At 56.6% G+C, this 12,831-nt stretch carries 11 protein-coding genes; 5 read left to right on the top strand and 6 right to left on the bottom strand.

Annotated features, from left to right (window positions below; genetic code table 11):
• Positions 1-227 precede the first annotated feature (227 nt).
• Entirely contained in the window at positions 228-899 is a 672-nt protein-coding gene (locus Q1K76_RS09190; RefSeq protein WP_300132766.1) for a lipocalin family protein, read from the bottom strand.
• Between the two features lie 223 nt (positions 900-1,122).
• Here Q1K76_RS09190 and Q1K76_RS09185 point away from each other — a divergent pair, with 223 nt between their 5' ends.
• Positions 1,123-1,899, top strand: coding sequence for an META domain-containing protein (locus tag Q1K76_RS09185; RefSeq protein ID WP_300132763.1), 777 nt, complete (start codon positions 1,123-1,125; stop codon positions 1,897-1,899).
• 275 nt (positions 1,900-2,174) lie between these two features.
• Positions 2,175-3,470, top strand: coding sequence for an alpha-L-fucosidase (locus Q1K76_RS09180; protein WP_300132760.1), 1,296 nt, complete (start codon positions 2,175-2,177; stop codon positions 3,468-3,470).
• Positions 3,471-3,571: 101 nt separating this feature from the next.
• Here the strand turns inward: Q1K76_RS09180 and Q1K76_RS09175 are convergent, their stop codons facing one another.
• On the bottom strand, positions 3,572-3,985 hold the full coding sequence (locus Q1K76_RS09175; protein WP_300132758.1) for a cupin domain-containing protein: 414 nt from the start codon (positions 3,983-3,985) through the stop codon (positions 3,572-3,574).
• A gap of 171 nt (positions 3,986-4,156) precedes the next feature.
• On the opposite strand from Q1K76_RS09175, the gene Q1K76_RS09170 reads away from it, so the two are divergent.
• The 3 genes from Q1K76_RS09170 (at position 4,157) to Q1K76_RS09160 (ending at position 9,029) form a co-directional block, all read left to right on the top strand.
• A complete protein-coding gene (locus Q1K76_RS09170) occupies positions 4,157-4,519 on the top strand; it encodes a helix-turn-helix domain-containing protein (RefSeq protein WP_087408753.1) in 363 nt (120 codons plus the stop codon).
• 180 nt (positions 4,520-4,699) lie between these two features.
• Positions 4,700-7,537 (top strand): TonB-dependent receptor, encoded by a 2,838-nt coding sequence (locus Q1K76_RS09165; RefSeq protein ID WP_300132756.1) that lies wholly within the window; start codon positions 4,700-4,702, stop codon positions 7,535-7,537.
• Between the two features lie 49 nt (positions 7,538-7,586).
• Positions 7,587-9,029, top strand: a complete 1,443-nt coding sequence (locus Q1K76_RS09160; RefSeq protein WP_300132753.1) for a hypothetical protein — start codon at positions 7,587-7,589, stop codon at positions 9,027-9,029.
• 273 nt (positions 9,030-9,302) lie between these two features.
• On the opposite strand, the gene Q1K76_RS09155 is transcribed toward Q1K76_RS09160, so the two are convergent.
• Genes Q1K76_RS09155 through Q1K76_RS09140 form a run of 4 tightly spaced genes read right to left on the bottom strand, consistent with a single transcriptional unit; the run spans position 9,303 to position 12,830 of the window.
• Entirely contained in the window at positions 9,303-9,968 is a 666-nt protein-coding gene (locus tag Q1K76_RS09155; protein WP_289541555.1) for a GDSL-type esterase/lipase family protein, read from the bottom strand.
• Between the two features lie 13 nt (positions 9,969-9,981).
• Positions 9,982-10,809 (bottom strand): N-acetylmuramic acid 6-phosphate etherase, encoded by an 828-nt coding sequence (gene murQ, locus Q1K76_RS09150; RefSeq protein ID WP_300132751.1) that lies wholly within the window; start codon positions 10,807-10,809, stop codon positions 9,982-9,984.
• Positions 10,810-10,821: 12 nt separating this feature from the next.
• Positions 10,822-11,661, bottom strand: coding sequence for an ATPase (locus tag Q1K76_RS09145; RefSeq protein ID WP_289541554.1), 840 nt, complete (start codon positions 11,659-11,661; stop codon positions 10,822-10,824).
• On the bottom strand, positions 11,658-12,830 hold the full coding sequence (locus Q1K76_RS09140) for a heparan-alpha-glucosaminide N-acetyltransferase domain-containing protein (RefSeq protein ID WP_087408747.1): 1,173 nt from the start codon (positions 12,828-12,830) through the stop codon (positions 11,658-11,660). The genes Q1K76_RS09145 and Q1K76_RS09140 overlap by 4 nt, the downstream gene beginning before the upstream one ends.
• Position 12,831 lies beyond the last annotated feature (1 nt).

Here is a 12,831-nt window from a genome sequence, read left to right as displayed (position 1 = left end):
TCCTCTTCTGGACCCCGCATCGAGGTGCGGGGTGACGTTCTTGTCATTCCGCGCTTCGACGCGGAATCCAGAGAATACCCGTAAAGGAATACCCGCCAAAGTTCTGTGCCTGTTCCTGCATCGAAGTGCGGGGCGGTGCAGAGCCATAAAAGGGAAGAAGCGACGGCCCGTAGGAGTCGGGATTCCGTCGCTTCTCATCTAGGAAAGAGGGGGATTGGATTCTGTTGTTATAGCTTCTCGTTTAGGGGAAGGGGCGCGATGTCGATAACCTCTTTTACCCGATAGACACCGTCGTATTCGGCGGCAAATCCTTCGGCCGATTTCCCGGCGTCGACCACTCGCAGCGAGGCTTTCACGGCGGTGTAGGGTTTTGCCTTCTCGCCGACGGCCTTTTCGTACAGAGGCTTCAGGGAATCGGTTTCGTCGATAATCCAGTATTCGGCCGTATCGCCGTCGGCAATAAACGAGCGCACCTCGTGCCCGATGATCAATCGCCCGTTCACCGTGAAGGAGAGCGGGGTCGCCGGTTGTATAAGAGTGGCCGGTATCGAACTTTGCGGACGGGCAAGGCTCATCACATAGTCGCCCTTTTTCAATACGAGGCTGTCGGCCGTGAGTTTGCCGATTTCGAACGTATCGGCAAAGGCGATGGTCTGGTGGTTGCCGATGCTTTCGCCCGAGAGGATAAGCCGGTCGCCCTCCCGACTCCACTGTTCGTATTGGAGGGTTGCCATGTTGATCGATGATGCTTCGCCGTTTTCTTTCAGGTCGATACCCTGTATGGCATCGGGGTTACCCGGTATCGGTTCGATCCATTGTCCCGTCAAGGAGGCTTTGTTCTGACAGGCCGAGGCCAGAATAGCAATAGCTGTCAAGGCCGTGAACATTTTTGTTTTCATTGTTGAAAAGTGTTTTAGGTTTATGGTACTTTCTGCAAAGCTATGAATAAAAAGGAATTTTGGTATCCCGATACCCCGGGAGAAAAGAAAGAATATACAAATGCGAGACGGTTTTAAGACAATTTAATGTATCGTAGCGCAGTATTGGCCTTTATTTTTGTTTTATCTTTATACGAGAAATTCGTGTAGAAAATATAGAATAGAAACTAAAACAAAAAGAACTATGAAAATGAAGTGTTTATATGTGGCTGTGGCTGCTGCCGTGCTTTCGTTGGCTGCGTGCCGCTCCTCAAAAGATGCCGTGTCGGTAAACGATCTCGACGGCGAATGGAATGTAGTGGAGATTCAAGGCCAGGCCGTGCAGGCCGAGTCGCAACCCTTTATCGGGTTTGATGCCCAAGACGGACGGGTATATGGTTATACCGGTTGCAACCGGCTGATGGGTGCTTTGACCCTCTCGAAACCCAATAAAATCGAATTGGGGCAGATGGCCTCTACCCTCATGGCTTGTCCCGATATGGAGACCGAGCGGCTCATGCTCAATGCGTTGGCTTCGGTGCGGAGTCTGGAGGTTTCGGGTAAGGAGCTCCTGCTTTACAGTGGCGGCAAGAAGCCGGTCATGCGGTTGCAGAAGCGTTTCGAGGTAGTGCCCCTGTCGAGCCTCAACGGCGACTGGAAGGTGGTGGCCGTGAACGGTACCGCACTGCCTGCCATGGAGAATGTACCTGCATTTAGTCTGGATATGACCACCCATCGCATTGGGGGCAACTCGGGTTGCAACCGGCTGTCGGGCGAGATACGCCACGATGCCGCGGTAGAGAACTCAATCTCGTTTGCCAATGTAGCCTCTACCCGCATGGCCTGCCCCGATATGGATACCGAGAACCAGGTGCTCTCGGCCCTGAATCAGGTGTGTGCCTATGGCATGCTCGCCAACGGTCACCTGGCTCTGATGGCCGAGGGCAGCACGGTAGTGCTGGAGCTGGAGCGTAGCAAATGATTCTTTTGAAATCCTTGCATAGCGAGGGGCTGCTTTCCCATGAAGAGGGGAGGCGGCCCCTCGGCCTTTTGGGGGGGTGGGTGTATTTCTGGATCCCGCGTCGTGGCGCGGAATGACGGGGTAAATCACGGAGAGGTGGGGTGGCATCGCATTGTTTTTATGGATTCGGTACGGAGGTTCCGAAGATTTTCTTTACTTTTGTTACATAAAGAGAGATTGCCGGGCATTTCGTCGGCATCAGACAGATACTCATGAAACACAAAAAGCAGATACACATGAAAAAATGGATGGTAGTGGTGGCCTCGCTTTGCCTTTTCGCCATGGCGGTGCAGGCCCAGAAGTATGTACCCACCCCCGAGAATCTGGAGAGTAGAAAAAACTTTGCCGAGAGTCGTTTCGGCGTCTTCCTGCATTGGGGGCTGTACAGCATGTTTGCACAGGGCGAGTGGTATATGAACAACGACAGTGTCGATGCCCGCGAATATGCCAAGGCGATGAATGCGTTCTATCCGCACCGGTTCGATGCACAGGCGTGGGTCTCGGCCATCAAGGCGGCGGGGGCCCGGTACATCTGTTTCACGACCCGCCATCACGAGGGTTTCTCGATGTGGGATACGCAATACTCCGACTACAACATTATGAATACCCCTTATGGACAGGATATTGTGCGGCAACTGGCCGACGAGTGTCACCGGCAGGGCATCGATCTGCACTTGTACTATTCGCATATCGACTGGACGCGCGAGGATTATCCCGCAGGCCGCACGGGCCGGGGTACCAAACGGCTCGACCGTGCCGACTGGCCGGCATACTATCGCTTTATGAACAACCAGTTGACCGAGCTACTCACCAATTACGGCAAGATAGGGGCCATCTGGTTCGACGGCTGGTGGGACCACGACGTCGATTCCGTGCCCTTCGACTGGGAGCTGGACGAGCAATACCGGCTTATCCACCGCCTGCAACCCGCTTGCCTGGTGGGGAACAACCACCACCAGGTGCCTTTCGAGGGGGAGGATATTCAGATTTTCGAGCGTGATGTGCCGGGCGAAAACAAGGCCGGACTCTCGGGGCAGGAGATTAGTGTGCTGCCGCTCGAGACTTGCCAGACGATGAACTACTCGTGGGGATACCGGGTGACCGACCACTACTACAAGTCGACCAAGGAGCTCATCCAGCTGCTGGTGCGCACGGCGGGCAAGGGGGCCAACCTGCTGCTCAACGTGGGTCCGCAACCCGACGGCACCTTGCCCGAGGCTGCCTTGACCCGTCTGGCCGAGATGGGGCAGTGGCTCGACCGCTATGGCGAGTCGATATATGCTACCGTGGCCGGCGGCTATCGCGATGGTGACCGCATCATCACCACCCGCAACGGCAACACGCTCTATGTGCATCTGCTCGATACCGGCATCGACCGGGTGAGCATGCCCCTGTCGCAAAAGGTGAAGCGCGTCGAGGTGCTGGGCGAGGGTACCCGCATCGACTACAAATATAAGAAGGGGGTGCTCGACTTCGGGGTAGAGATTCCCGACGACTGTATCGACTATGTGGTGAAGGTGACGCTCAAATAGTCGTCGGACTTTGCAATAATAAAACGCAGCAATAAAACGCAGGGCTTCGCTCCCATTCAAGGGGAGCAAAGCCCTGCGGCTCTTTTGGGGAGGGGGCAGGCTTATTTCCAAGCCGTGGCCTGTTCGGTGATTTCGGCATCGCCCATGGTGCATTGGTCGAGGCTACCCTCTTTGACCTGAATGCAGAGGTAGAGCATGCTGCCGGTCGAGGTGCAGCGCAACGAGCGGTTGCAGTGGGTGGCTACACGCACGATAGAGCCCTCGGCGATGGGGAAGGCGGTGTCGTCGACCTGGAAGTCGCCCGAGCCCTGCAAAATCAGATAGACCTCTTCGTTCTGCTTGTGGCTGTGGAAGAAGGGTGCGGCCTCGCCCGGGTTCAAGGTGCTGAACGAGATTTCGCAACCGGTGGTGCCCACACAATCTTTCACAAACTGTTTGCCGGTGAAGGCGCTCAGGTCGCCTACCGTGGCGTGGGTGAATTTTTCACCCTCATTGACTTTACGAATTGCTTCCATTTTCTTATCGATTAAGTTGGTTTATGATTGGTTACTAAAAATAACTTTATTATTTTTGTAGTGCGAAGATGCTCTTTTCTCGCTTCCCTGACAAGAAGGCACAGCGAGATAGGTAAGTTACACCGAGGTAACGAATGCAGGAAATCAGGAATATACAAAATGTTAAATAAGATGAAAACTTTTCTTCATACCGGGGTCTGCCCCGTGCGCGATATTTTGAGCCGGCTGGGCAGCAAGTGGTCGGTGCTGGTGCTCGAGACCTTGCACGAGAACGGCACCATGCGCTTCAACGACATACAGCGTTCGTTGGGCGACATCTCGCAACGCATGCTCACTGTCACGCTGCGGTCGCTCGAGGAGGATGGCATGCTCACCCGCCGGGTCTATGCCGAGATACCGCCCCGGGTCGAGTATACCCTCACCGAACGGGGGCAGAGCTTCATGCCGGTGCTCGGCGAGCTGGTGCGCTGGGCCTTCGAGCACTCGGGCGACATCATGGCTTCGCGGGAGGCAATGCGCTCCGGGGAGTCGTAGTGTTACCCTTTTTGTTTCCAATCGCTCTGTTTTACAAGTAGATATACATCTGTTGAAGCGGTTTTGATACATGCAGGTTATCGAAATGTAACAGATGTTATGTGCTCATTCACGTCGTTGTCACACCTTCGTAGCCCCCTGCCCATACCTTTGCGGCGGAAAGAAAAAAGATAAGAAGGTATGGGTAAAAACAGATTATTAGCGATTGTTTTAGGATTCATTTTTACACTTCGAGTGCTGGGTGCTCCGGCTACCGGCTCGATTACGGGAACCGTAAAGGACAAGAAGAGCGGCGAGGCCATCATCGGCGCCACCATCCAGGTAGAGAACACCTCGATAGCTGCGGCTACCGATATAGACGGGAACTTCGCGCTGAAGAGCGTGGCCGGTAGTCAGGTGATTGTCTGCCGCTATCTCTCGTACAAGACGGCCCGGATACCGGTCGAGGTAGTTGCCGGACAGAGTGCTGCTCCGCTGGTAATCGAGCTCGAAGAGGACGGGGTTGCCCTGCAAGAGGTGATGGTCTCGACCTACCGGCGCAACGACACCGAGACGTCGCTCATCGAGGGGATGAAGGCCCAGGTGCAGGTGGCGAGCGGTATCTCGTCGCAGCAGATAGCCAAGACGCTCGACCGCGATGCCTCCGAGGTGGTGAAGCGCGTGCCGGGCATTTCGATTCTCGACGACCGCTTTGTGGTGGTGCGGGGATTGGCCCAACGCTACAACAACGTGTGGATCAACGGCAACACGGCTCCGAGTCTGGAGTCGGACAGCCGGGTCTTCTCGTTCGACATGCTGCCCAGTTCGCAAATCGAAAACATGATTATCTATAAGTCGCCGGCTCCCGAAATTCCGGCCGACTTTGCCGGCGGTTTCATACGCATCACTACCAAGAGCCTGCCGCTGCGCAACTCGGTGCAGGTGAACTACACCACCGGGTTCAATACCAGTACACAGTTTACCGACACCCGGCTCAACCCCGGCAGCTCGACCGACTGGCTGGGCTTCGACTTGAGCAAACGTCCCCTCTCGAGCAGCATGCCTTCGCACATGGATGTGGCCGGCAGCAACCCCGACGAGGTGACGCGGCTGACCCGTTCGTTCAACTCCGACTGGCGGGTGAAGAGCTACATTCCCATGCCCGACCAGCGGCTGTCGCTCACCGTCAACCGGCGGTTCGACACCGAAGGGGGCACCGAGATAGGCATGACCACCTTCATCAATTACAGCAACACCTACAAGACGATACAGGATATTGTCAACGCCCGGTTCGGCGTCTACTCGTCGGAGGCCGACAAGCCGGTCTACCTCGACGACTATATCGACAACCAATACTCCAACGACGTGCGGGTAGGGGCCATGCACAACTGGTCGTTTGTCTTCAGCGACCGCAACAAAATCGAGTTCCGCAACCTCTTCAACATGCTGGGTAAAAACCGCCTGACCGAACGTACCGGCGAGCGCAACATCAGCAGCCCCTACTACCGCGAAGAGACCGAGATGCTCTACCAGTCGCGTCTCACCTACCTGGGGCAGCTGGCCGGCAACCACTTCCTCGACGAGCACAAGCTGCACTCCCTGTCGTGGAACGTAGGCTACAGCTACGCCTACAAAACCGAGCCCGACCGACGCATCATCGTCAACCAAGCCGGTATGAGCGAGGGCACCGACGTGTCGCAACTGAAGGTGGGCAACGAGGAGATTTCGCGCTACTTCCAGTCGCTCAGCGACCACCTCTTCTCGGGAAGTGTCGATTACAAGGGCACGGTCGATCTGGGCTCTATCCGCTCGACCGTCAAGGGCGGCCTGATGGGCGAATACCGCACCCGCAGCTACACCCCCCGCGAGTTTGTCTACCGCTACGACAACCTCACCGTGGCCGAGCGCCAGGAGTATCTCTACCTGCCTTACGAAGAGATGATGAGCGATGCCTGGCTGAGTGCCGACAAGGTCTACATCGACGAAATCACCCAGAAGACCAACGCCTACGAAGCCACCAACCTCTACGGTGCCGGCTACGGAGCCATCGAGCTGCCGCTGGGCCAATTCAACATCTACGCCGGGTTGCGCCTCGAGTATAACCGACTGCGCCTCACCCGCGACAAGTCGATGTCGGCCACGCAAACCCTGCTGACCAGTCGCGACTACGTCGACCTCGACCTGTTGCCCTCGGTCAACGCCACCTACAACTTCAACGAGCAGCACCTGTTGCGGCTCGCCTACGGCCGCTCGCTCAACCGGGCCGAGTTCCGCGAGGTGTCGCCGGCCGTCTACTACGACTTCGACCTCTTCAACGAAATCGGCGGTAACGAAAATCTGAAGACCTGCAAGATCGACAACCTCGATTTCCGCTACGAGTTCTATCCCGCCCGGGGCGAGATGGTGAGTGTAGGGCTCTTCTACAAACATTTCGAGAACCCCATCGAATGGACCTTCATCGACATGGGCGGTACCCTGCGCTACAACTACGAGAATGCCCTCTCGGCCCAGAGTCTGGGTGCCGAGGTAGAGATACGCAAGAGCCTCGACTTCATCGGGATGCGCAACTTCAGCCTGCTGTTCAACGCCACGCTCATCAAGAGCAATGTGCGGTTCGACGAGTCGGGCATCATCAAGACCGAAGACCGCCCCATGCAGGGCCAGTCGCCCTACATCATCAACGCCGGGTTGTACTACCAGAACGAGAAGTGGGGCCTGATGTCGTCGCTCCTTTACAACCGCCTGGGCAAGCGCATCATCGGTATCGGCAAGTCGAACAGCACCACCCACGACGTGAGTGTGAACATACCCGATACCTACGAGATGCCCCGCAACAGCCTCGACTTCACCATCTCCAAAAAGCTGGGTAAGCTCATCGAGCTGAAGGCCGGCGTGAAGGATATACTGGCCGAGAAGGTGGTCTACAAGCAGTTCCCGCAGTTCTACGATGCCGCCGGTCAGTTGCAGGAGCGCGAGCAGGTGACGAAATCGTATCGTCCGGGCCGTGCGGTGAGTGTGGGTATCACCTTCAATTTCTAATCTCGAAAAAAGATAACTTTTCTATTATACTAACCAAAAAGAAAATCAAATGAAAAAGCTATTCAAAACGATTGCCTTCGTATGTTTGGCAGCCATGACCGTAGTAAGTTGTAATGAGAATAACGACGAACCCGTTGTTCCGGCCGGTTCGAGCTACGACCTGGGCGATGGTTCCGATGCCTATGAGATTTCGTCGGACATGACTTTGACCTATCCCAATACCTATAACCTGCGCGGGTTCGTATATGTAACCGAGGGGGCTACCCTCACCATCGAGCCGGGTGTGGTTATCAAGGGTGAGAAAGAATCCAAGGCTACCCTGATTGTAGAGCGGGGCGGCAAACTCATTGCCGAGGGCACGAAAGAGCGTCCTATCGTCTTCACGTCGGCCCAGGCTCCGGGCAGCCGCAAACCGGGCGACTGGGGCGGTATCATCCTGCTGGGTAAAGCCAAAAACAACAAGGGCGAGCAGACCATCGAGGGCGGCGTGCGCAGCAAGCACGGCGGTAACGACGATGCCGACAACTCGGGTGTGCTGAAGTATGTACGTTGCGAGTTTGCCGGTATCGAGTACTCGGTCGACAACGAAATCAACGCCATCACCTTCGGGTCGGTCGGCAGCGGTACGACGGTCGATTATGTACAGGTTTCCTACTCGGGCGACGACTCTTACGAGTGGTTCGGCGGCGACGTCAACTGCAAGCACCTGGTAGCTCTGGGAACCTGGGACGACGACTTCGATACCGACAACGGTTTCTCGGGCCGCCTGCAGTTCCTGGCAGCCGTACGCGACCCGAAAATCGGTGACAAGTCGGCCTCCAACGGTTTCGAATCGGACAACTGCAGCGACGCCGCTACCATCGAGCCTTACACCTCGTGCGTATTCTCCAACGTCTCGATGTTCGGCCCCGTTGTCGATCCCGCCAACTACACCGATGAAGCCGGCGTGAACGGCAGCAACACCGATGCCCACTTCCAGGCTGCCATGCACCTGCGCCGCAACACCCAGTTGAGAGTGTTCAACTCGGTATTTGCCGGATTCCCCATCGGTCTCATCATCGAGAACGACAAGAACTCCACGACGCAAGACTTTGCCACGGCCGGGAAACTGGTGGTAGAGAACTGCCTCTTTGCCGGTATGGTCAAGAATTTCCAGGATGCCCAGTACTGGGAGAACAACACGCCCTACAGCCCCACCGACAACGGTGCTTTTGCCGACAGCTACTTCAACCGGGCCGACGGCAAGAACCACGCCTATGCCGCTATTGCCGACCTCAAGCTGCAGGGCAACCCCCAAAACCTCACGGGCTTCAATATGATACCTTCGCAGGAGAGCCCGCTGGTAAGCCAGGCTGCCGACTGGAGCAACCCGCTGGTAGCTTCGGGTTTCGAACAGGTTTCGTACATCGGTGCCTTCTCGCCCAGCGAAACGGCCGACAACAACTGGATGACCGGCTGGACCAACATGGATCCCCAGAACACGGTCTATTGATACAACACAATCTGATTTAACTGAACACAATCTAATACGGTCGGGCCTGTGCCCCGGGCTCGACACTTGAAGGGTTAGCAATAACCGGGAACATAAAGGGTTCTATCGTCGCTCTCTCGGAGGGCAGGATAGAGCCCTTTTTCGTGTACCGTCTGTCCGGAGGGGGCTTGTCGGGAGCAGGGAGAAACGGCTCCCGGACGTATATCTATACGGCGAGGGGGATAGACCGGTGGTTCGGCCTATCCCCCTCGTGGTATGGAGTGAGAACTTTCGCTATTTCAAGTAGGGTTGCAATACCTCTTTCCACACCAGATAGGCATCGCCCAGCAGGTGCAGCCCGTCGTTGGTGTAGGCGGGGTCGAGGTCGTTCGAGCCGGGGGCCGTGAGGTGCGAATAGAGGTCGATATAGGTGCACTGCTCGGCGGCGGCCAGTTGCTCGAGCCGCTGGTTTATCTCGACGATCTGCGGCTCCTTGCCCGCGAGTTTGCGGTACTGCCCGAACGAGTTGTTGATGGGCAGCATACTCTGTATGTAGAGCTGCGTGGCGGGGCTGTCGTGGCGTATCTTGCGCACGATTTGGGCGATGTTGCCCACGATGCTGTCGGTCGAGAGGTCGTGCGACACGTCGTTGATGCCGATCATCAGGAAAATCTTGGCCGGTTTTCCCTGCACGATGGGCTCGAGGCGGTCGTAGACCCCCATGGCCACGTCGGAACTGATGCCCCGGTTCTTGACGTTGGGGTTGTCGAGCAGTTCGTGCCACTCGCAGCCGTTGGTGATGCTGTTGCCCAGGAAGATGATGTCGTCGCTGTCGACCGGCAACTTCTCGAAGAGCGTGGCCCGCTGGTAGTAGAAGAGGTTGTAGTGGTAGACCTCTTGTGCCGACAGGGCCGTGGCCCCCGCGAGCGATAGCAGCAGAAGGAGCGGAATCTTTTTCATGGGGCTGTGCGGTTTATTTGTCGGGATTTTCGGCGTGATAGGCATCGACGGCTTTCTTGACCGAGCCGTGCAGGAGCAGCAGCCGTTTGGCGTGCTCGTAGTCCATGCCCAGCTCTTCGGATACCATGCGGGTACCGCGGTCTACCAGCTTCTGGTTCGAGAGCTGCATGTTGACCATGCGGTTGCCCTTGACCCGTCCCAACTGAATCATCACCGAGGTGGTAATCATGTTGAGAATCATCTTTTGTCCCGTGCCCGATTTCATGCGCGAGCTGCCGGTTACATACTCGGGACCCACAATCATCTCGATAGGCACGTCGGCCTCGTGCGAGATGGGCGAGTCGGGGTTGCTCGAGATGGAGCCGGTGAGGATGCCGTGCTCGCGGGCAGCCCGCAGGGCGCCGATGACGTAGGGGGTAGTACCCGATGCGGCGATGCCGATGACGGTGTCTTTGGTGTTGATGTGATGCTCCTGCAACTCTTCCCAGCCGCGGTTCATGTCGTCCTCGGCATTCTCGACCGGGTTGCGCAGGGCGGTGTCGCCGCCGGCAATGAGCCCGATGACCAGCGTGGGGGGCATGCCGAACGTGGGGGGAATCTCCGAAGCGTCGAGTACACCCAGCCGTCCGCTGGTGCCGGCACCCATGTAGAAGATGCGGCCGCCCTGTTTCATGCGGGGTACGATTTGGGTGACGAGTTTCTCGATTTGGGGGATGGCCTTTTGTACGGCCAGGGCTACCTTCTGGTCTTCGGTGTTGATCTCTTCCAGAATCTCACGGACCGATTTTTTTTCGAGGTTGTCGTATAGAGACGGTTGCTCGGTGATTTTCACGAATGCCATAGCGATTGCGTTTTATAGGGTTGAATGATATTCGACAAGACCCTCCATGGGGCTTTTGATAATGGTGCCCAGCTCGATTTGCAGGGCGTTGGCGGCCTCCTCGAGCACCTCCTTGTAGTAGTAGGCGATGGAGCCGATGAAGTGCACCTTCACGTTTTTGTAGTCGTACTGCATGACGTTGCGGGTGAAAAAGTTCTTGAAGCCGTTGAGCACGATGCGGTGGATGCAGGGCTCCTCGATATTCTCGATGAGGAAGGGCGAAACCGAAGCCAGGAAGCGGTTGGGGAAAGGTTTCTTGTAAACCCGGTCGAGAATCTCCTTGGGGGTGAGGTCGAAGCGTTTGAAAAACTTCTCCTTCAGCTCGGGGGTAAGCTGGTTCTTGAGGCAGTCGCCCACCAGCAGCTTGCCCAGTACGGCGCCGCTGCCTTCGTCGCCCAGGATGTAGCCCAGAGGCGATATGTTGTCGACAATCTCTTTGCCGTCGTAGTAGCACGAGTTCGAGCCGGTGCCCATGATGCAGGCGATGCCCGGCTTGTGGCCGCACAGGCTGCGGGCGGCGGCCAGCAGGTCGCTGCCTATCTCGATGTGAGCGTCGGGTATGTGGCGGGCAATGGCCTGCTCGACGATAGCATTCTTCTCGGGGAAGGCACAGCCTGCGCCGTAGAAGTAGACGGCATCGATTTTCAATCCCTCGAGGTGAGGCATGAGTTTGTCTTTGACTACGAGGCTGATTTCCTCCTCGGTCTGGAAAAACGGGTTGGTACCCTCGGTAGTAATTCGTTTGACGGGAGTTCCCTGGTTTACTACACACCAGTCGGTTTTGGTTGAACCGCTATCTGCTATAATAATCATATCTTTATATATATTTTCTTTTTATACAAAACATATCCTACGAGCCAGTTTACCCCGATGAAGAGCAGGGCGAAGATGAGCGAGGCGAAGGTCTCGTCGCCAAACAGGGGTACGAGCCACTCGTTGTAGATGACCCCCTTCAGCGTCATGGCCGTGCCGCCGTAGGTGACGTAGATGTTGCCCAGGAGGATGCTCAGCACGCCGCCCAGCACATACATGAACAGGGGGTTGATGCCGAAGGCTTCGAAGAAGCGGCTCCACCTTTTGTAGCCTTTGATGTCGATAATCCAGATGAGCAGGGCCAGCGCACTGGCGGCGAGCCCGCAGGTGGTGAGGGCGAAGGTGGGCGACCATATCTTTTTGCTGATGGGGCAGCCATACTCGAGCAGCAGGCCCGCAAAGGTGAGTATGGTACCGGCGATGAAGAGGTTTTGCATGCGCACGGCATTGTCTTTGGTGTGCATGATGAGGCCTCCGCAGAATACGCCTATCAGCACGTGGCATATCGACGGGATGGTGCTGAGCAGACCTTCGGGGTCGAAGGCCAGGCCGCTGTCGTGATACATGTGGTTGGTACCCAGCACGGCGCGGTCGACTACCGAGATGATGTTATCTTCGGAGAACTCGAATCCCCGGCCCGTAACCAGCACGACAAAGTAGGCCAGCAGGGTCACGATGACGATGTGCGGGATATACTTGTGCTTGACCAGCAGCGACACGAAGGCGGCCACGCCGTAGCAGATGGCCAGACGGGGCATCACGCCCAGGATGCGCAGGTGATCGAAGTTCCACATCGACCGGCCCAGACGCTCGAGCCACGGCAGCGACTCTTCGCCCAGTTGGTGATAGTTGCGCATGGTCAACCCGAACCACGCGATGGCCAAGCCGATGGCAAAGATGACAATCGTGCGGCGAATGATTTTCCAGGCCACCGGCCCCGATAGTTTGAAATCGAACTTCCGCAGCGACATGTAGGTCGATATACCCATGATGAACATGAAGAAGGGGAAGACGAGGTCGGTAGGGGTGAGCCCTATCCACTCGGCGTGCTCCAGCGGGGCATAGATGTGACCCCATGAGCCGGGGTTGTTGACCATAATCATACCGGCTATGGTGATGCCTCGCAGGATGTCGAGCGAGAGGAGCCGTTTGCTGGGTGGGTTGTTCATG

Origin of the sequence: uncultured Barnesiella sp. (assembly GCF_946496565.1) — a bacterium.
GTDB classification, from domain to species: domain Bacteria; phylum Bacteroidota; class Bacteroidia; order Bacteroidales; family Barnesiellaceae; genus Barnesiella; species Barnesiella merdigallinarum.
Note: the sequence above shows the minus strand (reverse complement) of the source record. Positions and strands in the feature narration are given on the sequence as shown.

What these genes read in the sequence shown, in the direction of transcription:
- Q1K76_RS09145 (WP_289541554.1), bottom strand. Translation starts at nt 11,661, where the DNA reads ATGATTATTATAGCAGATAGCGGTTCAACCAAAACCGACTGGTGTGTA.
- Q1K76_RS09185 (WP_300132763.1), top strand. Translation starts at nt 1,123, where the DNA reads ATGAAAATGAAGTGTTTATATGTGGCTGTGGCTGCTGCCGTGCTTTCG.
- murQ (WP_300132751.1), bottom strand. Translation starts at nt 10,809, where the DNA reads ATGGCATTCGTGAAAATCACCGAGCAACCGTCTCTATACGACAACCTC.
- Q1K76_RS09170 (WP_087408753.1), top strand. Translation starts at nt 4,157, where the DNA reads ATGAAAACTTTTCTTCATACCGGGGTCTGCCCCGTGCGCGATATTTTG.
- Q1K76_RS09180 (WP_300132760.1), top strand. Translation starts at nt 2,175, where the DNA reads ATGAAAAAATGGATGGTAGTGGTGGCCTCGCTTTGCCTTTTCGCCATG.
- Q1K76_RS09165 (WP_300132756.1), top strand. Translation starts at nt 4,700, where the DNA reads ATGGGTAAAAACAGATTATTAGCGATTGTTTTAGGATTCATTTTTACA.
- Q1K76_RS09160 (WP_300132753.1), top strand. Translation starts at nt 7,587, where the DNA reads ATGAAAAAGCTATTCAAAACGATTGCCTTCGTATGTTTGGCAGCCATG.
- Q1K76_RS09155 (WP_289541555.1), bottom strand. Translation starts at nt 9,968, where the DNA reads ATGAAAAAGATTCCGCTCCTTCTGCTGCTATCGCTCGCGGGGGCCACG.
- Q1K76_RS09140 (WP_087408747.1), bottom strand. Translation starts at nt 12,830, where the DNA reads ATGAACAACCCACCCAGCAAACGGCTCCTCTCGCTCGACATCCTGCGA.
- Q1K76_RS09190 (WP_300132766.1), bottom strand. Translation starts at nt 899, where the DNA reads ATGAAAACAAAAATGTTCACGGCCTTGACAGCTATTGCTATTCTGGCC.
- Q1K76_RS09175 (WP_300132758.1), bottom strand. Translation starts at nt 3,985, where the DNA reads ATGGAAGCAATTCGTAAAGTCAATGAGGGTGAAAAATTCACCCACGCC.